The organism is Streptomyces sp. NPDC101165, assembly GCF_044768135.1.
Lineage (GTDB): Bacteria > Actinomycetota > Actinomycetes > Streptomycetales > Streptomycetaceae > Streptomyces.
Map to the genome: position 1 here is coordinate 67,066 of NZ_JBIWPG010000002.1, position 23,214 is coordinate 90,279.

Sequence of the window (23,214 nt, forward strand, 5' to 3'; positions counted from 1 at the left end):
GATGGGCAGGTCCAGGAACAACCGGCGCAGGTCGGCCGCCGTCGAGGCCGTGGTGGAAACGGTCGACGGCGGGCTCGCGCAGCTCATACCCGACCCGGACCGCGCCCGCGCCTGGACGCTGCTGATCGACGGTGCGCCGCAGTCGCACGTCGACCTGGACGACCCGGCGTGCCTCTCCTTCGAGTACCAGCGTCGTCTCGGCCATGTCATCGACCTCGTCGCCCCGCCCGGCAAGCCGGTGCAGGCGGTGCACCTCGGCGGCGGCGCCCTCACCCTCGCGCGGTACGTCGCCGCCACCCGCCCCCGCTCCACCCAGCAGGTCGTCGAGCGGGACACGGCCCTCGTCCAACTGGTCCGACGCGAGTTGCCGTTGGATCCGAACGCCCGGATCCGGGTCAGGTCGGCTGATGCCCGCGAGGGTCTTGCCAAGGTGCCGGACGGCTGGGCCGACCTGGTCATCGCCGACGTGTTCAGCGGCGCCCGGACCCCCGCCCACCTCACCTCCACCGAGTTCCTGGACGAGGTCCGCCGGGCCCTGAAGCCCTCCGGTGTCTACGCCGCCAACCTCGCCGACGGCCCGCCGCTCGCCCATCTGCGCGGCCAGATCGCCACCGCCGCCGCCCGCTTCCCGGAACTCGCTCTGATCGCGGACCCGGCCGTGCTGCGCGGCAAGCGCTTCGGCAACGCCATCCTGGCCGCCTCCGACCTCCCGCTCCCACTGCCCGAACTCACCCGCCGCGCCGCCTCCGACCCACACCCCGCCCGCGTCGAACACGGCAGGCAACTCCTCGACTTCACCGGCGGCGCCACCCCCGTGACGGACGCGGCGGCAGTGGCCTCCCCGGCCCCGCCGCCCTCGGTGTTCCGCTGAGCCACCCGCCGGGGGTCAGTACGTGCCGACCTCCACATGCGGCGGCCCGTCGTGCCAGGTGCAGAACACCGACACCCGGTCCGCGCCGCTGCTGAACTCCACCCGGATCCACGTCTGCGTCTTCCACACCTGCATCGACCAGCCGGTGCCCGGGGTCGCCGAGACGAGGGTCGCGCTCGACCTGCCCAGGTCGAAGACCGCCCGGCCGCCGTCGGTGTCGTAGGCCTTGACCTGGCCGGAGGTGGTGGCGGACGGGGTCGGGGGCGAGGTGGTGCCGCCGGACGGTGTCCGGGAGGGGGCGGGGGTCGGTGATTCGGGTGATCTGCTCTTCGACGGGGACGGCCGGGTGCTCGGCGGATCCGGCGGCTTCGAGCGCTGCGTGGTCGTGTCCGCCGCCGTGATCGGCAGGGCGCGCGGCGGGTCGTACGCCGTCCCCGCCATCACCGTGTGCACGCCCCACCACGACAGCGTGACCGCCGCTCCGGTGGCGAGCAGCCACGCCAGTACGTGTACGAGTCCTCTGCGCATCGCGGGCCATACTGCCTCAGGGGTACGGCCGTGCGCACTCGCCCCGAGTTATCCACAGGCTCCGGCCGGCGTCGGCCGTATGGCGTACGGTGCGGCGCATGGCAAGTGTGCTCGTGGTCGAGGACGACCAGTTCGTACGCTCGGCGCTCATCCGGCATCTGACCGACGCCTCACACACCGTGCGCAGCGTCGGTACGGCACTGGAGGCGCTGCGCGAGGTCGCCCATCTCCGTTTCGACGTGGTCATCCTGGACCTCGGACTGCCCGATCTGGACGGCTCCGAGGCCCTGAAGATGCTGCGCGGCATCACCGACGTGCCCGTCATCATCGCCACCGCGCGGGACGACGAGGCGGAGATCGTCCGGCTGCTCAACGCCGGGGCGGACGACTACCTGACCAAGCCGTTCTCGGTCGAGCACCTGTCCGCGCGGATCTCGGCCGTGCTGCGCCGGGCCCGCTCCGGCGGCGCGGAGACCCCGCCCTCGCCGGTCATCCGGGTCGGCGGGCTGACCGTCGATCCGCTGCGCCGCCAGGCCGAACTGGACGGTGCCCGGCTCGACCTGACCCGCCGCGAGTTCGACCTGCTCGCCTTCCTCGCCGGCCGCCCCGGTGTCGTCGTGGCGCGCAAGGAACTCCTCGCCGAGGTCTGGCAGCAGTCCTACGGCGACGACCAGACCATCGACGTCCATCTGTCCTGGCTGCGCCGGAAGTTGGGGGAGACGGCCGCCCGGCCGCGCTATCTGCACACCCTGCGGGGGGTCGGCGTGAAGCTGGAGCCGCCGGTGCTCGCCGACGGGGAAGGTGAGCCGCCGCGATGAGATGGGCCCTGGTCAAGGTGTGCCTGGCGGTCACCACGATGGTCGTGGTCGCCTTCGCCGTGCCGCTCGGTCTCGTGGTCCAGGAAATGGCCCGCGACCGCGCCTTCTCCAACGCAGAGCGCGAGGCCGCCGCGGTCGCCCCCGCGCTGTCCATCACCACCGACCGGGACAAGCTGGAGCGGGTGGTGGCCTCCGCCGGTGCCGACTCCGGGATGGCCGTGCACCTGCCCGCCGCCGACGGCGGGGCAGCGCTCGACCTCGGCCGGCAGCGTGCCGCCCACCGGGACATCGAGGCCGTACGGAAGATGGGACGCGCCTCCACCACCTCGGTCGGCGGCGGCTCCACGCTGCTGCAGCCGGTCGCGCTCAGCTCCGGCACCGCGGTCGTCGAGGTGTACGTCCCCGAGTCCGAGGTGAGCAACGGCGTCGGCACGGCCTGGGCGGTGCTCGCCGGCGTCGGCCTCGCGCTGATCGTCGGCTCGGTCGCGGTCGCCGACCGGCTCGGGGTGCGCATGGTGCGGCCCGCGCAGCGACTGGTCGAGGGGGCGCACGAGCTGGGCGAGGGCAAGCTGGGCGCCCGGGTGCCCGAGGAGGGCCCGAACGAACTGAGGCTCGCGGCGGTCGCGTTCAACGCCATGGCCGACCAGGTCGTCCAACTCCTGGCGAACGAGCGCGAGCTGGCGGCCGACCTCTCGCACCGGCTGCGTACCCCGCTGACCGTGCTCCGGCTGAACGCGGCCTCCCTCGGTGGCGGTCCGGCCGCCGAGCAGACCCGGACCGCCGTCGCCCAGCTGGAGCGGGAGGTCGACACCATCATCCGTACGGCCCGGGAGGCCAAGCCGCAGACCGCCGCGGCCGGGCCCGGCGCCGGGTGCGACGTGGCCGAAGTGGTCCGCGAGCGCATGGAGTTCTGGTCCGCGCTCGCCGAGGACGAGGGCCGCAAGTGGCGGGTGGCCGGGGTGGAGCGGCCGGTGCGCATACCGGTGGCCCGCGCCGACCTGGCGGCCGCGCTGGACGCGCTGCTCGGCAATGTCTTCCGGCACACCGCCGAGGGCACCGCCTTCGCGGTCGACGTGCACAACGGCGAGGACGCGGTGATCGTGCTGGTCTCCGACGCGGGCCCCGGCATACCCGACCCCGAGGCGGCGATGGCCCGCGGCCGCGGTTCCGGCAGCGCGGGCTCGACCGGCCTCGGCCTCGACATCGTGCGTCGGCTCGCGGAGGCCACCGGCGGCGACGTCCGCATCAGTTCCTCGGTGCTGGGCGGCACCGAGGTGCGGATCTGGTTCCAGCTGGACGGGCGCAAGCCGGGGGGCCGGGGGCACCGCGGGGCGGTGCGAAGACGCCGATCGGGCAAATTGGTCTCGACCTTTAACCGTCCCCGATCCCTTCCTTAAGCGCACCATAAGATCCCCAACGGTCGTCCCTATCAAGCCGTTTGTCCGATTCTCGCTCGCTAGCGTGCTGCCGCACCCCACCCCCGTGAACACCGAAGGCAGGCACGCGCATGAGCACGCACCGGCGCAGGATCAGTGGCAGGAACAAGGCGATCGGCGGCCTGGTGGCAGCGGCCGTGGTCGGTGGCGGCGCGGTCCTGCTGACCGGCACGGCGAACGCGGCCGGCGTGAACGCCGCGTACACCAAGACCAGCGACTGGTCGACGGGCTACACCGCGCAGTACGTGGTCACCAACAACAGCGGCCAGGCGGAGAAGACCTGGACGCTGGAGTTCGACCTCCCCGCGGGCGCGAAGCTCAGCTCGCTGTGGAACGGCGAGTCGAGCGTGAGCGGTCAGCACGTCACCGTGAAGCCGGCCAAGTGGGACACCGAAGGCCTCGCGCCCGGCAAGTCGGTCACCGTCGGCTTCGTCGTCAACGGCGCTGGGGACCCCTCCGGTTGCCGTATCGACAACGCGAGCTGTTCCGCGGACGGCGGCGCGACCCCCGAGCCGAGCGGCCGTCCGACCCAGACCCAGTCGGCGACCCCGACCCCCACCAAGAGCGCGACCCCGACCCAGAGCGCCACCCCCACCCAGAGCGCGACGCCCACGCCGACCGGCAGCACCGGCAGCGGCACCACCGCCTCCGCCGGCTTCGCGCCCTACGTCGACACCTCCCTCTACCCGGCCTTCGACCTGCTCGCCGCGGCCGACGCGACCGGCGTGAAGAACTTCAACCTCGCCTTCATCACCGACGGCGGCGGCTGCACCCCCAAGTGGGGCGGTGTCACGGACGTCACCAGCGACGGCGTGGCCGCGCAGATCGGCTCGCTGCGCGCCAAGGGCGGTGACGTCCGGGTCTCCTTCGGCGGCGCCTCCGGCTCCGAGCTGGCCACCACCTGCTCCTCGGCGGACGCGCTGGCCGCGGCCTACGGAAAGGTCGTCGACGCGTTCAAGCTGACCAAGGTCGACTTCGACGTCGAGGGCGGCGCGCTGCCCAACACGGCCGCCAACACCCGCCGCGCCCAGGCCATAGCCAAGCTCCAGGCCCAGCACCCGGGCCTGGACGTCTCCTACACCCTCCCGGTGCTGCCGCAGGGCCTCACCCAGGACGGCGTGAACCTCCTGTCCGACGCCAAGTCCAACGGTGTGAAGATCAACGCCGTCAACATCATGGCGATGGACTACGGCCCCTCGTTCAGCGGCGACATGGGCGACCTGGCCGAACAGGCGGCCACCGCCACCCAGGCGCAGGTCAAGAGCGTGCTCGGGCTGTCCGACTCCGCCGCCTGGAAGGCGGTCGCGGTCACCCCGATGATCGGCGTCAACGACGTCTCCTCCGAGGTCTTCAAGGTCGACGACGCCACCCAGCTGGTGACCTTCGCCAAGTCCAAGGGCCTCGGCGGGCTCTCCATGTGGTCCGCGGCCCGCGACAAGCAGTGCGACGGCGGCACCAAGCCCACCGCCGACGCCACGTGCAGCTCGATCACCCAGGACAAGTTCGCGTTCTCGAAGGCGTTCGGCGCCTTCAAGTGACACGCGGGGCGGCGTGAGTTCTGCACCAACTCGGCATGATCATGCCTATATAGTTCCGGCCCGGGTCGATCTTCGGCCCGGGCCGGCCGCCGTCCGCACAGGGACGCACGGCCCGTTCGACATGCCATCACCCGGGCCGTTGCTGCCCGGGACGCACCACTTCGGGGGAACAATGCCGTCCATCCGCCATGCCCTGGTCGCCACCGTCCTGGGCTGCGCCGCGCTCACCCTGGCCGCCTGCCAGCCCACCGACACCACCGCCGAGGCCGACGGCACCGCCAGTCCGTCGGCCTCCGCGAGCCCCTCCGCCAAGGGCGGCACCAAGGGGGGCTGCCCGACCCTCGCCAAGGGCCACAAGTACGTCCTGGTCGAGAGCGTCTCCGGCGCCATGAACACCCTCACCACCAAGGACGCCGTACAGCACTGCAGCTCCAGCGAGGGCGCCTTCTACCAGGCGACCGGGAAGGAGCACGAGTACACCGTCGAGTCCGGCGACACCCCCATCACGGTCCTGCACGTGAAGAAGAGCGGCCCGGCGAAGACGACCGCCGCGGGCGGCGGCCTCCAGCACATCCGTGTCTGCGTCAACGGCACCGAGCAGGACACCGCCACCGCCAAGGCCGACACCAGCGACTGCTACGGCGAGAACTTCTTCGACGTGGCCGTGGGCAGCGACGGCAAGCTCACCGAGATGACCGAGCTGTTCGGCTCCTGACCGGCGAGGCGCGGGCCCCCCGGGGGGGGGGGGCCCCGCGCCTCTTCCCGCTAGTGGGCCTGCACCGCCGGCAGCGCCCCCGTCCGGGCCGCCTCGCCGTACCACCGTGCGCTCGACTTCGGCGTCCGCTCCAGCGTCGCGTAGTCCACGTACACCGCGCCGAACCGCTTGTCGTAGCCGTACGCCCACTCGAAGTTGTCCAGCAGGGACCACAGGTAGTAGCCGCGCACGTCCGCGCCGTCGGTGAGGGCGCGACGGACCGCCGAGAGGTGGCCGTGCAGGTAGGCGATGCGCTCGGGGTCGTGCACCCGGCCGTCCGGGTCGGGCTTGTCGTCGTAGGCCGCGCCGTTCTCCGTCACGTACAGCGGCAGGCCCGGGGCCTCCCGCGTGTACCGCATGATCAGCTCGTGCAGGCCCGTCGGGTCGATCGTCCAGCCCATCTCGGTGCGCTCGCCCGGGCTCTGGTGGAACAGGACGTCGTCCGCGGCCGGCCAGGGGGAGTGGTCGCTGGCGCCGTGGCCGTCCGCCCGCGGGCCCCGGACCTTGTCGGGGGCCGCCGAGACCAGGGTCGGCGTGTAGTAGTTCAGGCCGAGTGTGTCCAGCGGCACGTTGATCGCGCCGACGTCGCCGTCGAGGACGTACGACCAGTCGGTGACCGAAGCCGTCGAGGAGAACAGGGTCTCGGGGTAGGCCCCGTGCAGCATCGGGCCGTGGAAGATCCCGTTGGCCAGGTCGTCGATGCGGCGGGCCGCCGCCAGGTCGGCCGGGTCCTGCGAAAGCGGCCGTACCACGGAGGAGTTGAGGCTGACGGCGATCTGGTTGCGGGCCGGCATCGCCGAGCGCAGGGCCGTCGTGCCCAGGCCGTGGGCCAGGTTGAGGTGGTGGGCCGCGCGCAGGGAGGCGGCCGGGTCGGTGCGGCCCGGGGCGTGGACGCCGGAGCCGTAGCCCAGAAAGGCGCTGCACCAGGGCTCGTTGAGGGTGATCCAGTGCTCCACCCGGTCGCCCAGCGCCTCGCCGACCAGCTGCGCGTACTCGGCGAACCGGAGCGCGGTGTCCCGCTCCGGCCAGCCGCCCGCGTCCTCCAGCTCCTGCGGCAGGTCCCAGTGGTAGAGCGTGAGCGCCGGCTTGATCCCGGCGGCCAGCAGCTCGTCCACCAGCCGGCGGTAGAAGTCCAGGCCCACCTGAACCGCCGGCCCCCGCCCGGTCGGCTGCACCCGGGACCAGGAGACGGAGAAGCGGTAGGCGTTCAGGCCCAGCTCCGCCATGAGCGCAACGTCCTCGCGGTAACGGTGGTAGTGGTCGACGGCGATGTCACCGGTCTCGCCGCCGGCCGTCCTGCCCGGCGTATGGCTGAAGGTGTCCCAGATCGAGGGGGTGCGGCCGTCCTCCCGCACCGCCCCCTCGATCTGGTAAGCGGAGGTCGCGGCGCCCCAGAGAAAGGCGGGAGGAAAGGTCACGGACGTAACGGACTCAGGCATGGAAGCGCTCCCATTGGGGTCGTGGAAGACCGACGAGACGAGTGGGGTGGAGAGAGGGAGGAGAGGGAGGAGAGGGCGGAGAGGGCGGAGAGGGCGGAGAGGGCGGAGAGGGAGGGGAGAAAAGAGGAGGGCAGGGGGCCGGGGCGGCGGTGGCCCGGCCCCCGCAGTGAGCGGTCAGCCCTTGATCGCGCCCTGCATGATCCCGCCCACGATCTGCTTGCCGAACAGCAGGAAGGCGATCAGCAGCGGCAGCGTGCCGAGCAGCGCACCCGCCATGATCACCGCCTGGTCCGGGACATAGCCGGTGCCGAGCGAGTTCAGGGCCACCTGCACGGTCGGGTTCTGCTGGTTCAGGGCGATGATCGGCCACAGGAAGTCGTTCCACGCGAACACGAAGGTCAGCAGGCCGAGCACCGCCATCGCGGGCCGGGCGGCCGGGAACACCACGTGCCACACGATCCGGATGCTGCTCGCCCCGTCCACCCGGGCCGCCTCGATCAGCTCCGACGGCAGCGCCTGGAGCAGGTACTGCCGCATGAAGAACGTGCCGAACGCGGTCACCAGACTCGGCAGGACCACCGTCTGCAGCTGGTTCGACCAGCCCAGGTCCGACATCCACAGGTACAGCGGTACGACGGCCAGCTGCGGCGGGATCATCATCGTGCCGATGGTCAGCAGCAATAGCAGCCCGGAGAACCGGAACCGCAGCTTGGCGAAGGCGAAGCCGGCCAGCGTGGAGAACAGCACGGTGCTCACCGTGATCGTGCCCGCCACGATCACGGAGTTGAACATCGCGGTGCCGAGCCCGGCCTCGTCCCAGGCGGCCTGCAGGTTCTTGAACAGGTTGCCGCCGAACCACAGGGGCGGCGGAGTCTGGGCCAGCCGCCCGGAGGTGCGCGAGGCCGCGATCGCCGTCCACACCAGCGGGGCCAGCGAGACCAGCGCGAAGACGGTCAGCACGACGTACGTCACCGGGCCCGCGTGCAGCTGCTTGCCCGCGCCCATCACCCGGCGCCGCCTCACCTTCGCGGCGGGCAGGGTCACTTCACTGGTCGTCATTGGGACTTCCTCAGCCGTCGGGTGAGCAGCAGGTTGACCGCGGCGATGATCAGCAGGATCAGGAACATCGACCAGGCGATCGCGGACGCCTTGCCGAGATTGCCGATGATCCAGCCCTGGTCGTACATGTACAGGCCGAGCGTCTGGTACTGGTGCTCGGAGCCGCCCTTGGACCCGCTGACCCCGCCGAACAGCAGGGGCTCACCGAAGAGCTGGGTGGCGCCGATGGTGGAGACGACGATCGTGAACAGGATCGTGGGCCTGAGCTGCGGGATCGTCACATGCCGGAACTGCTGCCAACGGTTGGCGCCGTCGATCGCCGCCGACTCGTACAGATCCGTCGGGATCGCCTGCATCGCGGCCAGGTAGATCAGCGCGTTGTACCCGGTCCACCGCCAGATCACGATCGAGGACACCGCGAACTGCGAACCCCAGTCGGACTCCCGCCAGTTGACCGGATCCACCCCGAAGAAGTGCAGGATCCAGTTGACCATGCCGCCGTCCCACGAATACAGCAGCGTGAACACCAGGGTCGCGGCGGCCACCGAGGTGGCGTACGGGGTCAGCATCACGACCCGCCACACGGTCGAGCCGCGCAGCCGGTAGTTCAGCAGGTGGGCGAGGCCGAGCGCGGCCAGCAGCTGCGGAACCGTCGAGATCAGACCGATGGTGAACGTGTTCTCCAGGGCGTTCCAGAAGAAGTCCGAGGACAACAGGTGCTGGTAGTTGTCCAGGCCCGCCCAGGTCTGGTGGTCCAGCGCCGACAGCTGGACGTCGTGCAGCGAGTACCAGGCCGTGTAGAGCAGCGGGACCAGCGTGAAGGCCCCGAACAGGACGAAGAAGGGGGCGACGAACGCGTACGGCGACGCCTTCATGTCCCAGCGGTACAGCCGGCTGCGCCAGGAGTCGGTGTCCGCCGGCGTACCGCGACCGTGAGCGCCCCGGGCCGCGCCCGGCGAGCTGCCGGACGCGGCCTCGGCGCTCGACGCGGAGTGCGCGAGAGCCTGCTTGGAGCTGGTCACTGGCCGAGCACGTCCTTGATCTCCTTGGTGGCCGCGTCCCAGCCCTGCGCGGGCGACTTGCCCTTCTGCTCGACCTGGAGGATGCCGACGTCGGTGATCGCGGTGTTGATCGGCTGGTCCTTCGTGCCGAAGTACTGCGTCGGGATGGTCTTCGCCGAGTCGGAGAAGATCTGCGTGATCGGCGCGTTCGAGAAGTACGCCGTGGTGTCGGCGGCCGGCTTCAGGCTCGCGTACGCCGACGGGGTCGACGGGAAGCTCGCCTGCTTGGCGAAGACCTTGGCCTGCTGCTCGGGCGCGGTCAGCCACTTGGCCAGCTCGACGGCCTCCTTCTGGTGCTTGGTCGCCGTCGGCACGCCGAGGAAGGAGCCGCCCCAGTTCGCCGCGGTCGGGGCCGCCGCCACGTCCCACTTGCCCTTGCCGGAGTCACCGGACTTCTGCTCGATGTAGCCGATCATCCAGGCGGGGCAGGCGACGGTGGCGAAGGTGCCGTTGGCGTAGCCCTGGTCCCAGGTCGGGTCGAACTGCTTCAGCTTCGCCGACATGTCGCTGCTCGCGACGGACATCGCCACGTCCCAGGCCTTCTTCACACCGGTGGACTTGTCCCAGACGACGTTGCCGTCCTTGTCGTAGTACCGCTCGTCGCCACCGCCCAGGGCCGCGTTGTAGACGGAGGACGCGGAGTCCACGAACTTGGTGCCCTTGGGCGCCTTCTTCATGTACTGCTTGCCGACGTCGACGTACTTGGCCCAGTCGCCCTTCCACATGCCGGCGAGCTTGGTCCGGTCGGTCGGCAGCCCGGCCTTCTGGAGCAGGTCCTTGCGGTAGCAGATGGCCATCGGGCCGATGTCGGTCCCGAGCCCGATGAGCTTGCCGTCCTTGGTCGTGGCCTGGGCGTTCTTCCAGTCCAGCCACTGCGACTTGTCGACGTCCTTGCCGAGGTCGACGAACTTGCTCCCCTGCGTCTGGACGGCCTCGGTGATGTTTCCGACCTCGATGGCCTGGAGGTCGTCGGTGCCGGAGCCGGCCTGGAGGCGGGTGAGCACCTTTGGCCAGTACACGTCGGTACGGGTGGTGACGTTCTCCTTGATGTTGATGTTCGGATGGAGCTTCATGTACTCGTCGTAGAGGCCGGCCTGCTTGTAGCCGAAGACGCCGAAGGTCCCGACGGTCAGCGTGATCTTGCCCTTGCCACTGCCGTTGCCGCCGTCCGCGTTCGACGAACCGTCGTCCGAGTCGTTGGCGCAGCCGGCCAACAGCCCTGTGGTCAGCGCGGCGACGGCCACGAAGGCCCCCAGCCTGCGGGACCGGCGGATGCTCGTGCGCATTGCGTCCTCCTGTTGCCTGACGTGCCGACCCCCCGGCCAACTGCATGGTTGGGCCCGTTTTACTCGCTGCGGCTCGGGCGGGGAACGTGCGGGACGTGTATGTGTCAGGTACTGTGGGAGCGCTCCCACCAGTGATGTGTTGAAGAGTCGTCGGTTCGGGGCGGGGTGTCAAGGGACCGGACGCGGACGGATGTGTTCAGTTATCTGAGCGTTAACTGGCATTCCCCGGAGGTCCGGTGCCGCTCGCCGCTCCGGCCAGGACTGTTAGATTCCAGCCAGCCGGATGTTGGTGCGAGGGAGGCGGAGCCCATGGCAAGCCACGGAGCGCGGGGCCGGAGCGGGGGGCGGCCCACGCTCGAGGAGGTGGCCGCACGGGCCGGGGTCGGCCGGGGCACGGTCTCGCGGGTGATCAACGGCTCGCCGCGGGTCAGTGAGGGGACCCGGGCGGCGGTCGAGGCGGCGGTCGCCGAACTCGGCTACGTCCCCAACACGGCGGCCCGCGCCCTCGCGGCCAACCGCACCGACGCCATCGCGCTGGTCGTCCCCGAGCCGGAGACCCGGTTCTTCGCGGAGCCGTACTTCTCGGACATGCTGCGCGGTGTCGGCAGCGAACTGTCCGAGACGGAGATGCAGCTGCTGCTGATCTTCGCGGGCAGCGACCGGGAGCGGCAGCGCCTCGCGCAGTATCTGGCGGCCCACCGGGTGGACGGCGTGCTGCTGGTCTCGGTGCACGCCGACGACCCGCTGCCCGACCTGCTCGCCCAGCTGGAGATCCCGGCGGTGATCAGCGGTCCGCGCTCGGCCGAGGAGGCGCTCACCTCGGTGGACTCGGACAACTACGGCGGCGGCCGCTCGGCCGTGGAGCATCTGCTCTCCCGGGGCCGCCGCAGGATCGCCCACATCACCGGCCGCCTCGACGTCTACGGCGCCCAGCGCCGCGTCGACGGCTACCGCGACGCCCTGCGGGACGCGGGCCTGGAGGTGGACGAACTCCTCGTCGAGCCGGGGGACTTCACCGAGGAGGGCGGCCGGCGGGCGATGGCGACGCTGCTGGAGCGCCACCCCGACCTGGACGCGGTCTTCGCCGGCTCCGACGTCATGGCGGCGGGCGCCCGCCAGGTGCTGCGCGAGGCGGGCCGCCGGATCCCGGACGACGTGGCACTGGTCGGTTACGACGACTCGGCCATCGCCCGCCACATGGACCCGCCGCTGACCAGTGTGCGCCAGCCCATCGAGGAGATGGGCCGCGCGATGATCGACCTGCTGCTCACGGAGATCGCCGACCGCCGCCCGGCCATGTCCCGGGGGCTGGAGCGGCGGCACGCGGTGCTGTCGGCGGATCTGGTGGTGCGGGCGTCGTCGTGACGCCCGTCGTGCTGCGGGACTGCCCCTGACCAGGGGCAGTGGACGCGGAAAACGAATCAGCCGGTGACCCGTCTTGCGACGGAGTCACCGGCTGATTACTCAGGGTGAGTGACGGGACTCGAACCCGCGGCATCCTGGACCACAACCAGGTGCTCTACCAGCTGAGCTACACCCACCATGACCGGTCGTCGACTTGGTGGTTTCCCCGACCGGCCGAGAAGAAGTCTACAGGGTCCGAAGGGGTGCTCGCGCACAGGTTTTCGCGGGGGCCTCCGACGCGGTCCTACGGCGCGGGAAGGACGTGCTTGGCGGCGATCGCCTTCGCGGTGTCGGAGTCCGGTCCGGGCTGCGGGACGAAGACGGCCTCGCGGTAGTAGCGCAGCTCGGCGATCGACTCGCGGATGTCGGCGAGGGCGCGGTGGTTGCCGTTCTTCTCAGGGCTGTTGAAGTACGCCCGCGGGTACCAGCGGCGGGCGAGCTCCTTGATGCTGGAGACGTCCACGATCCGGTAGTGGAGGTAGTCCTCCAGGGTCGGCATGTCCCGCAGCAGGAACCCGCGGTCGGTGCCGACGGAGTTGCCGCACAGCGGGGCCTTGCCCGGCTCCTTCACCCACTGCCGTACATACGCCAGCACCTGCTCCTCGGCGTCGGCCAGCGTCGTGCCCCCGGCCAGTTCGTCGAGAAGGCCGGACGCGGTGTGCATCTGACGCACCACCTCCGGCATCGTCTCCAGCGCCGAGTCCGGCGGACGGATGACGATGTCCACCCCCTCGCCGAGTACGTTCAGCTCGGAGTCGGTGACGAGGGCGGCCACCTCGATGAGAGCGTCGTCGGACAGCGAGAGGCCGGTCATCTCGCAGTCGATCCACACCATGCGATCGTTCATGCGACCACCCTAAAGCTGACGTCCGCATTTGGGATGCCCCGTGTCGGTGCTGGACTCGCTTGCGGCTGCCGCCCCCGGGCCGGGACACGGCAGGACGGAGAGAGGGGGCGGGTGTGTGCCCGCCCCCTCTCTCTGTGCGCCTCGTTCAGTGGCCGGTGCGCGGCCCCGGCAGCAGGCTCACCGCGCCCGCGGCCTGCCGGCGGCTCTGCATCGGCACCGCGCTCTCCCGCTCCGGGTGCAGCACGGCGGGCGGTGCGCCCATCGGGCCGTGGCCGGGCAGGCCGACGGGTGCACCCGTCGGGCCGGACGGGGTCATCGGCGGCTCGGTGTCACCGTGCCGCTCGCCCTGCGGCCGCCGGGCGCGGTAGGCGGCCCGGTAGGCGGCGGGGGACGAGCCGAGCTGGCGGCGGAAGTGCCCGCGCAGCGCGACCGGTGAGCGGAAGCCGCAGCGTCCCGCCACCTCGTCCACCGAGTAGTCCGACGTCTCCAGCAGCCGCTGTGCCTGCAGCACCCGCTGGGTGATCAGCCACTGCAGCGGTGCGCTGCCGGTGAGCGAGCGGAACCGGCGGTCGAACGTACGGCGGCTCATATAGGCGCGTGCCGCCAGTGTCTCCACGTCGAACTGCTCGTGGAGGTGTTCCAGCGCCCAGGCGACGACCTCGGCCAGCGGGTCGGCGCCGATCTCCTCGGGTAAAGACCTGTCGAGGTAGCGCTCCTGACCGCCGCTGCGGCGCGGCGGGACCACCAGCCGGCGGGCCAGCGCGCCGGCCGCCTCGTTGCCGTGGTCCGTCCGCACGATGTGCAGACACAGGTCGATCCCCGCGGCCGTGCCGGCGGAGGTCAGTACGTCTCCGTCGTCGACGAACAGTTCGCGTGGATCCACGTGCACCGACGGATAGCGCTTGGCCAGCGTCGGTGCGTACATCCAGTGTGTGGTCGCCGGACGGCCGTCCAGCAGTCCGGCCGCGGCCAGGACGAACGCCCCGGTGCACAGCCCGACGATGCGGGCCCCCTCTTCATGCGCACGGCGCAGCGCGTCGAGCGCTTCCTCCGGCGGCGGTGAGGTGATCGAGCGCCAGGCCGGTACGACGACCGTCCCTGCGCGTGAGATCGCCTCGAGCCCATGCGGTGCGGTGAGTTCCAGGCCCCCTGTGGTCCGCAGTGGGCCTTCCTCACCGGCGCTCACCAGCAGTCGGTAGCGCGGCACGCCGGCGTCCTGGCGGTCGATCCCGAACACCGACAGCGGAATGGAACTCTCGAAGATGGGGCCGCCGCTGAACAGCAGCACCGCGACGATCTCCTTGCGGCGTCGCCCGGAGAGTTTCCGGGCCGCGGCTTCCGGTGCGGCAGTGGAGTCGTGGCTCATCCTGCTAAGCCCCCCTCGGTGGTCGCGGCTCCTCGGTTGTGTCGCTCCTGCACGTTTCCCCTCGGTCCTGCACGAGTCCCCCGCCGTAAGACAGTCAAGATCGAATCTACTGGCTACCGCGGTCTCACGGTGGCCAGTTAGACACGCCGGACATTGTCGACATGACAACTTGGCGTGAAGCATTCGATCACGAAGGGTTGCACTCGTGGGCCGTGCAGGGAAGTGCGCCTTGTCGTAGTGGCCAAACCGCGTAGGGTGCGCGGGTCCGCTCAGACCCTTTCCGTGCAGGTGGAACGGGGGTTGGGGGGGGTGGTGGGACCCCCCCGGGGCGGTATCTGGAAGTTGGCCGAAAAGAGGCGTTCAGAGGCGCAAAAACCGGTCAGTCGACCGGTGTCCTCTCCTTGGTGTGACGTCCGCCTCTTTGCGCGGCGCAACGCTCGGACCGACGCAGCAGAACGCGGCAGGCGGCCGTGACGGCGGCGAGGCCGAAGGCGGTGCCGGCGGCGCCGGCGAGCGAGGTGCCGTACCAGACGAGGACCACGGGTACGAGGACGCAGCTGAAGGCCGCCCAGCGGATCACGTCGCTCGTGGCGTCCGGGGCGGGGTGCGGGTCGGAGGTGGAGCGGCGTCCGGACATCTCGTACTCCCTGTGGCGGTGACTCACCGGGTTCAACGCCTGTTCGATCGGTCGGTCACCGGCCGTCACTCCGGGGATCCTGTGCAAACCGCCTGTACGGGGCAGCAACCATTGCGTTACGGGCGCTGCTCGTGCATGCTCCGGGGAACCCCTACGGACACCGGGGGGCTGCTTACGGAGCGTGTGCGGGATCTGGGCAGAGGAGGCGTGCCGCCGTACCCTTGGGGGTATGGGGTTGGGAAGACGAATCCCGGACACAGCTTCGCCACCCGATGTCACCCCCCACCCACAAAGGATCACAACGCCGAGACAGCCATGGCCGGTCACGAATTCTTCGAACCCGCGGACCGCAAGCGGCCCGTCGCCGATCCCACGGCGGCCGATCCCCTCGCGGCGGAAGAGTCAAGCCCTTCCTGCGATCCTGCCTTCAAGCATGGTGTGGTCGTCGGCTTCGACGGCTCGACGTCCAGCGAGCGCGCCCTCGCCTACGCCATCGGTATGGCCCACCGCTCCGGCTCGGGCCTGATCATCGTCCATGTGGCCAACCGGCTGCCCACCACGGTGTGGGCCGGCTGCGAGCCGCCCGTCTTCGTCGACGTGCCGGACCACCGCACCGAGGTGCTCGGTCTGGAACTGGCCTGCGCGGACTATCTGGCCGAGGTGCCCTGGATCCTGGTCGAGCGCGGCGGCGACATCTGCCACGAACTCGAAGAGGTGGGGCGGGAGTACGAGGCCGACGCGATCGTGGTCGGCTCGACGCACGGCATCGTGGGCCGCATCTTCGGCTCCGTGGCCGGCCGGCTCGCCAAGCGCGCGCAGCGGCCCGTCATCGTCATTCCCTGAGCTTTCGACACTTTGTCAACTCCCTTGGTGCAGCGAGAAACTACTCGTGCGTAGAGGTGTTTGTGCCCTTGTGAAGGGCATATACCGGTCACCGCGCAACTGCACATGCAAGAAGGGAGCCCGCCGTGGACAACGACGTCTCCGCGGGAAGCGGAAACACCACCGTGGTCGGCCGACTCGCCCTGGGTGTCACCCTGTTGGCGTTCGGGCTCGGTACCACCGGCGTGATCGACGGCGTGGGGGCATCCGACGCCGTGTCACTGGCTCATTACGTGGGCGGCGTCGCCCTCTTCCTCGTCGGTCTCCTGGCCTTCCGTGCCGGTGACAGCGCCTCCGGCACCGGCTTCGTCGCCCTCGGCGCGCTCTGGTTCACCTGGGCCGTCGCGGGTCAGATGTCGGCCAACGCGGCCGGCCTCTTCCTGCTGCTGTTCGCCCTCGTGGCGCTCACCCTGACCCTCGCGGGCGGGGACACCCTGGGTCAGGTCATGCACGGGCTGCTGTTCCTGGCGATGCTGGTGCTCGCCGTCGCGGCCTTCGCGGACAGCTCCTCCCTCGCGAAGGTCGGCGGCTGGGTGGCCGCGGTCTCCGGCGCGGTCGCCTGGTACGCGGCGACGGCGGCGCTGGCCCACTGGCCGACGGCGCTTCCCGGGCGTGCTGCGGGCCGGGGGGTGACGGCCGCCGGCTGATCCGAGCAGCACGAACGGACCCCCGCGTGAAGGTGGCACACGCGGGGGTCCGTTCTTTTGCGCCTAAACCGGCGCCGCTCTCGCGGACGTGGTTGCTCGCCGTAGGGGTTGCTCAATTATCGCTACGGCCGTCGTGGAGATTTCTCACTCCACCGTCACGGACTTCGCGAGGTTCCGCGGCTTGTCGATGTCGCGGCCCAGGACCTTCGCCGTGTGGTACGACAGCAGCTGGAGCGGGATGCCCATGAGGATCGGGTCCAGCTCGTCCTCGTTCTTCGGGACGACGATCGTCTCGTCGGCCTTCTCCTGGTGCCGGTGGGCCACCGCGAGGATCTTGCCGCTGCGGGCCTTGATCTCCTCCAGGGCCGCGCGGTTCTTCTCCAGCAGATCGTCGTCGGGGACGATCGCCACCGTGGGCAGGGCGGGCTCGATGAGGGCCAGCGGGCCGTGCTTCAGCTCGGAGGCGGGGTAGGCCTCGGCGTGGATGTAGGAGACCTCCTTGAGCTTCAGGGAGGCCTCGCGGGCGACCGGGTAGCCCCGGACGCGGCCGATGAAGAGCATCGAGCGGGCGTCGGCGTACTGCTCCGCCAGCTTCCTGATCTCCTCCTCCTGCTCCAGGATCTCGGCGATCTGACCCGGCAGCCTGCGCAGGCCCTCGATGATCCGCTTGCCGTCGCGGACCGAGAGGTCACGGGTGCGGCCGAGGTGCAGGGCGAGCAGGGCGAAGGCGACCGTGGTGTTGGTGAAGCACTTCGTGGAGACGACGCAGACCTCGGGGCCGGCGTGCACGTAGATGCCGCCGTCGGCCTCGCGGGCGATCGCGGAGCCGACCACGTTGACCACGCCGAGCACCCGGGCGCCCTTGCGCTTCAGCTCCTGGACGGCGGCGAGGACGTCGTACGTCTCACCGGACTGGGAGACCGCGACGTAGAGGGTGTCGGGGTCCACGACCGCGTTGCGGTAGCGGAACTCGGAGGCCGGCTCGGCGTCGGCGGGGATGCGGGCCAGCTCCTCGATCATCTGGGCGCCGATCATGCCCGCGTGGTACGAGGTGCCGCAGCCGAGGATCTTCACGCGGCGGATCTTGCGCGCCTCGCGGGCGTCCAGGTTCAGGCCGCCGAGGTGCACGGTGGAGAAGCGGTCGTCGATGCGGCCGCGCAGCACGCGGTCCACGGCCTCGGCCTGCTCGTGGATCTCCTTGTGCATGTACGTGTCGTGGCCGCCCATGTCGTAGGAGGCCGCCTCCCACTCCACGGTGGTCGGCTCGGCCGTCGTACGGGTGCCCTCGGTGGTGTAGGTGCGGAAGTCGTCGGCCTTGAGGGTGGCCATCTCGCCGTCGTCCAGCGTCACTATCTGCCGGGTGTGGGCGACCAGGGCGGCGATGTCCGATGCGACGAACATCTCCTTCTCGCCGATGCCGAGGACGACCGGGGAGCCGTTGCGGGCCACCACGATGCGGTCGGAGAAGTCGGCGTGCATGACCGCGATGCCGTAGGTGCCCTCGACGACCCGGAGGGTCTCGCGGACCTTGTCCTCCAGCTTCTCGGCCTGCGAGCGGGCGATCAGGTGGACGAGCACCTCGGTGTCGGTCTCGGAGAGGAACTCGACGCCGTCCGCCTCCAGTTTGCGGCGCAGGTCGGAGGCGTTGTCGATGATGCCGTTGTGCACGACGGCGACCTTCTGGTCGGCCGACATGTGCGGGTGGGCGTTCACGTCGGAGGGGGCGCCGTGGGTGGCCCAGCGGGTGTGGGCGATACCGGTGGTGCCCTTGAAGCGCGCGGGGACCTTGGCCTCCAGGTCGCGCACCCGGCCCTTGGCCTTGACCATCTTCAGGCCGACCGTCTTCGGGGAGGTGACGACGATGCCGGCGGAGTCGTAGCCGCGGTACTCCAGGCGCTGCAGCCCCTCCAGGAGCAGGGGCGCCACGTCACGCTTGCCGATGTATCCGACAATTCCGCACATATATAGGTATTCCTCAGTCCGTGGTTCTGGCTGGTTCTCAGCCGTAGACCATGCGGCGCAGCTGCCGGAGCGTCAGCTCCGGCGGTGCGACCGCCCGGTATTTCAGGTCCGCCTCGATCCGTTCGAAGATCTCCGTGTTCTGCAGGCCCTGGACCTGCAGTTCTCGGTGGCGGCGACGGACGTAGTCCTGCGTCGTCTCGTCGAAGTAGGCGAGCACGTCCTGTATCACCCGCAGCGCCTCGCCCCGGTTCAGGGGCGTGGACCGCGTCAGGTGATCGACAAGTTCCTCGTGCACCCGGTAGATCCTGAGCCACCGGCGCGAGTTTCGCAAGAATCGTGCCCGATTCCGGGCAAGCGCCTGTTGAAACTCTTATGGGGCTCTGTTCGCAAGCTGTCCATCCTGCGTCTTGTGCCGCGTCGTCCGGACCCACGAGTTTCAGACGTCATGGACATTCCACGTATGGGAGTACCCGAGAAGCTGGCCGAGCGCATGAGCATGGCCGAGCAGCATGAGTACCTGCGCGGCAGATTCTCGCGGCGCACCATGATCAGAGGCGGTGCCGTCACTCTCGGCGCCGTCACGGGCGGCGCGTTCATACCGGGCGGCACCGCCCAGGCCGCCGTACCGGCTCAGCGGACCGCCTCCGCCGCCGAGGAGGTCGACGGCGCCCTCGTCGCCCCCTTCGGCCGCCACCTCGCCTTCGGCACCGACCCGCGCACCGAGATGACCGTCTCCTGGCAGGTCCCGGTCGCCGTCAAGAACCCCTTCATCCGCATCGGCGCCAACCCCTGGGACCTCTCCCGCAAGATCGAGGCCGAGGTCCGCAGCCTCTACACCCCGGCCGGTGTCGGCGCGAGCGGCGACCACACGCAGTACTACCTGCACGCCCAGCTCACCCACCTGCGCCCCGGCCGGACGTACTACTACGGCGTCGGTCACGACGGCTTCGACCCAGCCGAGCGGCACCTGCTGGGCACCCTGGGCACCTTCACCACCGCCCCCGCCCGCAGCGAGCCGTTCACCTTCACCGCCTTCGGCGACCAGGGCGTCAGCTACCACGCCCTGGCCAACGACAGCCTGATCCTCGGCCAGAACCCGGCCTTCCACCTGCACGCCGGCGACATCGCCTACGGCGACCCGTCCGGCGCGGGCAAGACCACCGACACCGGGTTCGACTCGCGCACCTGGGACCAGTTCCTGTACCAGACCGAGTCGGTCGCCAAGCAGATCCCGTGGATGGTCTCCTACGGAAACCACGACATGGAGGCCTGGTACTCGCCCAACGGCTACGGCGGCGAGGAAGCCCGCTGGACGCTCCCGGACAACGGCCCCGACCCGGAGAACCTCCCGGGCGTCTACTCCTTCGTCTACGGCAACACGGCGATCATCTCGCTGGACCCCAACGACATCTCGTTCGAGATCCCGGCGAACCTGGGCATTTCCGGCGGAACCCAGACCAAGTGGTTCGAGGCCCAGCTGAAGAAGTTCCGGGCCTGTGACGACATCGACTTCGTCATCGTGTTCTTCCACCACTGCGCGTACTGCACGTCCAAGGCGCACGCCTCGGAGGGGGGCGTGCGCCAGGAGTGGGTGCCGCTGTTCGACAAGTACCAGGTGGACCTGGTCATCAACGGCCACAACCACCAGTACGAGCGCACCGACGTCATCAAGGGCGGCGAGGTCACCAAGAAGCTGCCCATCGGCGGCACCGCCTACCCCGAGACCGAGGGCGTGGTCTACGTCACCGCCGGTGCGGCGGGCCGCAGCCTGTACGCCTTCACCGCCCCGGACTCCTACGAGGGGAACGAGAACGAGGTCGACTCCGTGTCCTCGTTCATCTGCCTCAAGGACGGCGCCCGGCAGCCCGAGACCGTCACCTGGTCGCGCGTCCGCTACCTGAACTACTCCTTCCTGCGCGTGGACGTCACCCCCGCGCCGACGGGCCGCTACACCACCCTGAAGGTCCAGGGCATCGCCGAGACCGGTGACCGGATCGACCACTTCACGGTGGCGCGCCGGGCCAAGTAGGGCCACGCCCACGCCCGGACGGCAGGGCGTGACGTCTCCGGGAGCAGGCGGTCCGCTACATGCGTCGCAGGACCGCCTGCTTGGCCAGGGTGAACTCCTCGTCCGTCAGCACTCCCGAGCGGTGCAGCTCGCCCAGCTCGCGCAGCCGCCGCAGCAGCGCGTCGTGGTCGTCCTCGGCGGGGGACGCCTTCGTGAGCCGCGGCGGCTCGGGGCGTACGTCCGTCCCGGCGGGCGGCGCCGACGGGTGCGGCAGCCGGGCCTGCACGGCGGCCGCGACCAGGGCCATCAGCGGGTCCCTCTTGAAGCCCCACAGCTCGACGGCGTTGGGGTCGTACTTCGGCGGTGCGGTGGCGGGCGCGCCGCGCACGGTGAAGCGCAGATGGCCGTTCTCCAGGCCCGCCGCCGGCTGCCACTCCACGGCCGTGATCTCGCCGACCGGGATCGTGCGGGGCCCGGTGGCGGCCTTCGCGTCCTCCGTCTTCCAGTTCCACTCCAGCCGCACCTGCTCGCCGTCGAAGCCCGCCGTGCCGTCCCCGGCCGAGGCGGACAGCGGTACGGACGGCCCCGGCAGCAGGTACTCGGCGACCGGGTCCGGCGAAACCCCGTCCAGCAGCAGCGCGTTGCGGACCTCGTCCGCGAAGTACTCGGCGACGCCGTACCGGTCGGACTCCACGGACAGCTGATAGGGGTCGTGCGGCTCGGAGAGCCGGCCGCCGGTGGCGTGCAGCAGCGGGTCGGCGCCGTCGCGCAGCCGCAGCCGCAGTCGCCCGGACTTCTTCCCGTGCTCGAACGAGACTCCCGCCAACGCGCCCAGCGGTACGACGAGTTCACCCAGCGCGCTGCGCAGCGGGCCGATGTTCCTGTCCCGGCCCGGGGTCAGCCTGAGCGCGTCGCCGTCGAAGGCCCAGGTGCCGTCCTTCTGGATGATTTCCGCCATGCGGGGATTGTTCCACCGGATCTGCGGGAGAGTGGTCTTTACCACTCGTGAAGGGAGCGCATGTGAGACCGAACCACAGCACGACTCCCCGATTCCCCCGGATCCTCGGGACCCTGCTGCTTCTGGCGGCGGCAGGCGTGTTCACCGTCGGCGCGGCACCCGTCCCGAGCGCCGCCGCGACGACCCCGCTGGACCGGGTGGTCCCCGCGCCCGCCTCGATCAGGCCCGCCGGATCCCCGTACCGCATCACCCGCGCCACCCAGCTCCGCGTCGACGACTCGGCCGAGGTCCGCCGGATCGGCGCCTACCTCGCCGGCATCCTGCGCCCGTCCACCGGCTATCCGCTCCCGCTCACCGGGCCGGGCACCGGCGGCATCCGACTCCACCTGGCCGACGGGCCGTTCGGCGCCGAGGGCTACCGCCTCAGCAGCGGACCCCACGGCGTCTCCCTCACCGCGCGCGCCCCCGCCGGCCTCTTCCACGGCGTCCAGACCCTGCGTCAGCTGCTCCCGGCCTCCATCGAGAAGAAGACCGTCCAGTCCGGCCCCTGGCGGATCGCCGGCGGCACCATCGAGGACCGCCCGCGCTACGGCTACCGCGGCGCCATGCTGGACGTCTCCCGGCACTTCTTCACGGTCGCCCAGGTCAAGCGCTACATCGACCAGATGGCCCTCTACAAGATCAACACGCTGCATCTGCACCTCAGCGACGACCAGGGCTGGCGCATCGCCGTCGACTCCTGGCCGCGCCTGGCCACCTACGGCGGCTCCACCCAGGTCGGCGGCGGCCACGGCGGCTACTTCACCAAGGCCGACTACCAGGAGATCGTCCGCTACGCCGGCTCCCGCTACCTGGAGGTCGTGCCCGAGATCGACATGCCCGGCCACACCAACGCGGCCCTCGCCTCCTACGCACAGCTCAACTGCAACGGCACCGCACCCCCGCTGTACACCGGCACCGACGTCGGCTTCAGCTCGCTGTGCGTGTCCAAGGAGGTGACGTACACCTTCGTGGACGACGTCATCCGCGAGCTGGCAGCCCTCACGCCCGGCCGCTACCTGCACATCGGCGGCGACGAGGCACACTCCACCAGCCACGCCGACTACGTGAAGTTCATGAACCGCGTGCAGCCGATCGTCGCCGGGTACGGCAAGACGGTCATCGGCTGGCACCAGCTGACCGGCGCCACCCCCGCCCAGGGCGCCCTCGCCCAGTACTGGGGCGTGGACGGCACCAGCGCGGCCGAGAAGGCCCAGGTGGCCAAGGCGGCCCAGAACGGCACCGGGCTGATCCTGTCCCCGGCCGACCGGGTCTACCTCGACATGAAGTACACCAGGAACACCAGGCCGGGCACGAAGTGGGCGGGCTACGTGGAGGTGAAGCGCTCCTACGACTGGAACCCGGGCGCCTACCTCCCCGGAGCACCCGCCTCAGCCGTCAAGGGCGTCGAGGCGCCGCTGTGGTCGGAGACGCTCACCAAGTCCGCCGACATCGAGTACATGGCCTTCCCGCGCCTCGCGGGAGCGGCCGAGCTGGGCTGGTCCCCGGCGGCCACCCATGACTGGGCCCGCTACAAGGTGCGCCTCGCGGCCCAGGGCCCGCGCTGGACCGCCCTCGGGATCACCTACTACAGATCGCCCCAGGTGCCGTGGCCGGCGAGCTGACCCAAGTCCGACGGGCACCCCTGAGGACCGTACTCAGGGGTGCCCGTCC

At 70.6% G+C, this 23,214-nt stretch carries 21 protein-coding genes and 1 tRNA gene; 10 read left to right on the top strand and 12 right to left on the bottom strand.

Annotated elements, in window-relative coordinates; all coding sequences use genetic code 11:
• The first annotated feature begins 1 nt into the window (after position 1).
• A complete protein-coding gene (locus ACIRVH_RS03875) occupies positions 2–871 on the top strand; it encodes a spermidine synthase (RefSeq protein ID WP_403947934.1) in 870 nt (289 codons plus the stop codon).
• A gap of 15 nt (positions 872–886) precedes the next feature.
• Here ACIRVH_RS03875 and ACIRVH_RS03880 read toward each other — a convergent pair whose 3' ends face one another.
• On the bottom strand, positions 887–1,399 hold the full coding sequence (locus tag ACIRVH_RS03880) for a hypothetical protein (protein ID WP_403947936.1): 513 nt from the start codon (positions 1,397–1,399) through the stop codon (positions 887–889).
• Between the two features lie 98 nt (positions 1,400–1,497).
• Here ACIRVH_RS03880 and ACIRVH_RS03885 point away from each other — a divergent pair, with 98 nt between their 5' ends.
• The 4 genes from ACIRVH_RS03885 (at position 1,498) to ACIRVH_RS03900 (ending at position 5,906) form a co-directional block, all read left to right on the top strand.
• The gene (locus ACIRVH_RS03885; protein WP_403947938.1) at positions 1,498–2,217 is read left to right on the top strand and encodes a response regulator transcription factor; all 720 of its coding nucleotides are present in this window, start codon (positions 1,498–1,500) and stop codon (positions 2,215–2,217) included.
• The gene (locus ACIRVH_RS03890) at positions 2,214–3,614 is read left to right on the top strand and encodes an ATP-binding protein (RefSeq protein ID WP_403947939.1); all 1,401 of its coding nucleotides are present in this window, start codon (positions 2,214–2,216) and stop codon (positions 3,612–3,614) included. The genes ACIRVH_RS03885 and ACIRVH_RS03890 overlap by 4 nt, the downstream gene beginning before the upstream one ends.
• A gap of 110 nt (positions 3,615–3,724) precedes the next feature.
• Positions 3,725–5,191, top strand: a complete 1,467-nt coding sequence (locus ACIRVH_RS03895; protein WP_403947941.1) for a cellulose binding domain-containing protein — start codon at positions 3,725–3,727, stop codon at positions 5,189–5,191.
• Positions 5,192–5,363: 172 nt separating this feature from the next.
• On the top strand, positions 5,364–5,906 hold the full coding sequence (locus ACIRVH_RS03900) for a hypothetical protein (protein ID WP_403947943.1): 543 nt from the start codon (positions 5,364–5,366) through the stop codon (positions 5,904–5,906).
• Positions 5,907–5,956: 50 nt separating this feature from the next.
• Here the strand turns inward: ACIRVH_RS03900 and ACIRVH_RS03905 are convergent, their stop codons facing one another.
• The 4 genes from ACIRVH_RS03905 to ACIRVH_RS03920 form a co-directional block, all read right to left on the bottom strand.
• Complete coding sequence (locus tag ACIRVH_RS03905) at positions 5,957–7,384, bottom strand: GH1 family beta-glucosidase (RefSeq protein ID WP_403947945.1); 1,428 nt, start codon at positions 7,382–7,384, stop codon at positions 5,957–5,959.
• A 174-nt stretch (positions 7,385–7,558) separates the two neighbouring features.
• A complete protein-coding gene (locus ACIRVH_RS03910; protein WP_403947947.1) occupies positions 7,559–8,443 on the bottom strand; it encodes a carbohydrate ABC transporter permease in 885 nt (294 codons plus the stop codon).
• Positions 8,440–9,465: a carbohydrate ABC transporter permease gene (locus ACIRVH_RS03915; RefSeq protein WP_403947948.1), complete on the bottom strand. Its 1,026-nt coding sequence runs from the start codon at positions 9,463–9,465 to the stop codon at positions 8,440–8,442. Before ACIRVH_RS03915 ends, ACIRVH_RS03910 begins: the two co-directional genes overlap by 4 nt.
• Positions 9,462–10,790, bottom strand: a complete 1,329-nt coding sequence (locus tag ACIRVH_RS03920) for an ABC transporter substrate-binding protein (RefSeq protein WP_403947950.1) — start codon at positions 10,788–10,790, stop codon at positions 9,462–9,464. Before ACIRVH_RS03920 ends, ACIRVH_RS03915 begins: the two co-directional genes overlap by 4 nt.
• Positions 10,791–11,099: 309 nt before the next feature.
• Here ACIRVH_RS03920 and ACIRVH_RS03925 point away from each other — a divergent pair, with 309 nt between their 5' ends.
• Positions 11,100–12,155 (top strand): LacI family DNA-binding transcriptional regulator, encoded by a 1,056-nt coding sequence (locus ACIRVH_RS03925; RefSeq protein WP_403947951.1) that lies wholly within the window; start codon positions 11,100–11,102, stop codon positions 12,153–12,155.
• Positions 12,156–12,258: 103 nt separating this feature from the next.
• Here ACIRVH_RS03925 and ACIRVH_RS03930 read toward each other — a convergent pair.
• The 4 genes from ACIRVH_RS03930 to ACIRVH_RS03945 all read right to left on the bottom strand — a co-directional run bounded on the left by ACIRVH_RS03930 (position 12,259) and on the right by ACIRVH_RS03945 (position 15,044).
• A tRNA-His gene (locus ACIRVH_RS03930) sits at positions 12,259–12,331 on the bottom strand.
• Between the two features lie 107 nt (positions 12,332–12,438).
• Entirely contained in the window at positions 12,439–13,041 is a 603-nt protein-coding gene (gene orn / locus ACIRVH_RS03935) for an oligoribonuclease (RefSeq protein WP_403947953.1), read from the bottom strand.
• A 145-nt stretch (positions 13,042–13,186) separates the two neighbouring features.
• Positions 13,187–14,407 (bottom strand): helix-turn-helix domain-containing protein, encoded by a 1,221-nt coding sequence (locus ACIRVH_RS03940; protein WP_403947955.1) that lies wholly within the window; start codon positions 14,405–14,407, stop codon positions 13,187–13,189.
• A 379-nt stretch (positions 14,408–14,786) separates the two neighbouring features.
• Positions 14,787–15,044 (bottom strand): hypothetical protein, encoded by a 258-nt coding sequence (locus ACIRVH_RS03945; RefSeq protein WP_403947956.1) that lies wholly within the window; start codon positions 15,042–15,044, stop codon positions 14,787–14,789.
• Positions 15,045–15,359: 315 nt separating this feature from the next.
• Here ACIRVH_RS03945 and ACIRVH_RS03950 point away from each other — a divergent pair, with 315 nt between their 5' ends.
• Both ACIRVH_RS03950 and ACIRVH_RS03955 read left to right on the top strand, forming a co-directional pair.
• Complete coding sequence (locus ACIRVH_RS03950) at positions 15,360–15,887, top strand: universal stress protein (protein ID WP_393464248.1); 528 nt, start codon at positions 15,360–15,362, stop codon at positions 15,885–15,887.
• A gap of 125 nt (positions 15,888–16,012) precedes the next feature.
• On the top strand, positions 16,013–16,573 hold the full coding sequence (locus ACIRVH_RS03955; RefSeq protein WP_403947958.1) for a GPR1/FUN34/YaaH family transporter: 561 nt from the start codon (positions 16,013–16,015) through the stop codon (positions 16,571–16,573).
• 144 nt (positions 16,574–16,717) lie between these two features.
• On the opposite strand, the gene glmS is transcribed toward ACIRVH_RS03955, so the two are convergent.
• Entirely contained in the window at positions 16,718–18,535 is a 1,818-nt protein-coding gene (glmS, locus tag ACIRVH_RS03960; protein ID WP_403947960.1) for a glutamine--fructose-6-phosphate transaminase (isomerizing), read from the bottom strand.
• A 37-nt stretch (positions 18,536–18,572) separates the two neighbouring features.
• Positions 18,573–18,830 (bottom strand): hypothetical protein, encoded by a 258-nt coding sequence (locus ACIRVH_RS03965; RefSeq protein WP_145878051.1) that lies wholly within the window; start codon positions 18,828–18,830, stop codon positions 18,573–18,575.
• 165 nt (positions 18,831–18,995) lie between these two features.
• On the opposite strand from ACIRVH_RS03965, the gene ACIRVH_RS03970 reads away from it, so the two are divergent.
• Positions 18,996–20,564: a purple acid phosphatase family protein gene (locus tag ACIRVH_RS03970; protein ID WP_403947962.1), complete on the top strand. Its 1,569-nt coding sequence runs from the start codon at positions 18,996–18,998 to the stop codon at positions 20,562–20,564.
• A gap of 55 nt (positions 20,565–20,619) precedes the next feature.
• Here ACIRVH_RS03970 and ACIRVH_RS03975 read toward each other — a convergent pair whose 3' ends face one another.
• On the bottom strand, positions 20,620–21,501 hold the full coding sequence (locus ACIRVH_RS03975; RefSeq protein WP_403947964.1) for a DUF4429 domain-containing protein: 882 nt from the start codon (positions 21,499–21,501) through the stop codon (positions 20,620–20,622).
• Positions 21,502–21,563: 62 nt separating this feature from the next.
• Between ACIRVH_RS03975 and ACIRVH_RS03980 the strand changes: the two genes are divergently transcribed.
• Positions 21,564–23,165, top strand: coding sequence for a beta-N-acetylhexosaminidase (locus ACIRVH_RS03980; RefSeq protein ID WP_403947965.1), 1,602 nt, complete (start codon positions 21,564–21,566; stop codon positions 23,163–23,165).
• Positions 23,166–23,214 lie beyond the last annotated feature (49 nt).

Bases quoted from the DNA above. Each gene is read 5' to 3' on its own strand.
- ACIRVH_RS03950 (WP_393464248.1), top strand. From the start codon at position 15,360: ATGGCCGGTCACGAATTCTTCGAACCCGCGGACCGCAAGCGGCCCGTC.
- ACIRVH_RS03895 (WP_403947941.1), top strand. From the start codon at position 3,725: ATGAGCACGCACCGGCGCAGGATCAGTGGCAGGAACAAGGCGATCGGC.
- ACIRVH_RS03970 (WP_403947962.1), top strand. From the start codon at position 18,996: ATGGGAGTACCCGAGAAGCTGGCCGAGCGCATGAGCATGGCCGAGCAG.
- ACIRVH_RS03880 (WP_403947936.1), bottom strand. From the start codon at position 1,399: ATGCGCAGAGGACTCGTACACGTACTGGCGTGGCTGCTCGCCACCGGA.
- orn (WP_403947953.1), bottom strand. From the start codon at position 13,041: ATGAACGATCGCATGGTGTGGATCGACTGCGAGATGACCGGCCTCTCG.
- ACIRVH_RS03890 (WP_403947939.1), top strand. From the start codon at position 2,214: ATGAGATGGGCCCTGGTCAAGGTGTGCCTGGCGGTCACCACGATGGTC.
- ACIRVH_RS03875 (WP_403947934.1), top strand. From the start codon at position 2: ATGGGCAGGTCCAGGAACAACCGGCGCAGGTCGGCCGCCGTCGAGGCC.
- ACIRVH_RS03885 (WP_403947938.1), top strand. From the start codon at position 1,498: ATGGCAAGTGTGCTCGTGGTCGAGGACGACCAGTTCGTACGCTCGGCG.
- ACIRVH_RS03900 (WP_403947943.1), top strand. From the start codon at position 5,364: ATGCCGTCCATCCGCCATGCCCTGGTCGCCACCGTCCTGGGCTGCGCC.
- ACIRVH_RS03945 (WP_403947956.1), bottom strand. From the start codon at position 15,044: ATGTCCGGACGCCGCTCCACCTCCGACCCGCACCCCGCCCCGGACGCC.
- glmS (WP_403947960.1), bottom strand. From the start codon at position 18,535: ATGTGCGGAATTGTCGGATACATCGGCAAGCGTGACGTGGCGCCCCTG.
- ACIRVH_RS03905 (WP_403947945.1), bottom strand. From the start codon at position 7,384: ATGCCTGAGTCCGTTACGTCCGTGACCTTTCCTCCCGCCTTTCTCTGG.
- ACIRVH_RS03975 (WP_403947964.1), bottom strand. From the start codon at position 21,501: ATGGCGGAAATCATCCAGAAGGACGGCACCTGGGCCTTCGACGGCGAC.
- ACIRVH_RS03910 (WP_403947947.1), bottom strand. From the start codon at position 8,443: ATGACGACCAGTGAAGTGACCCTGCCCGCCGCGAAGGTGAGGCGGCGC.
- ACIRVH_RS03920 (WP_403947950.1), bottom strand. From the start codon at position 10,790: ATGCGCACGAGCATCCGCCGGTCCCGCAGGCTGGGGGCCTTCGTGGCC.
- ACIRVH_RS03925 (WP_403947951.1), top strand. From the start codon at position 11,100: ATGGCAAGCCACGGAGCGCGGGGCCGGAGCGGGGGGCGGCCCACGCTC.
- ACIRVH_RS03940 (WP_403947955.1), bottom strand. From the start codon at position 14,407: ATGAGCCACGACTCCACTGCCGCACCGGAAGCCGCGGCCCGGAAACTC.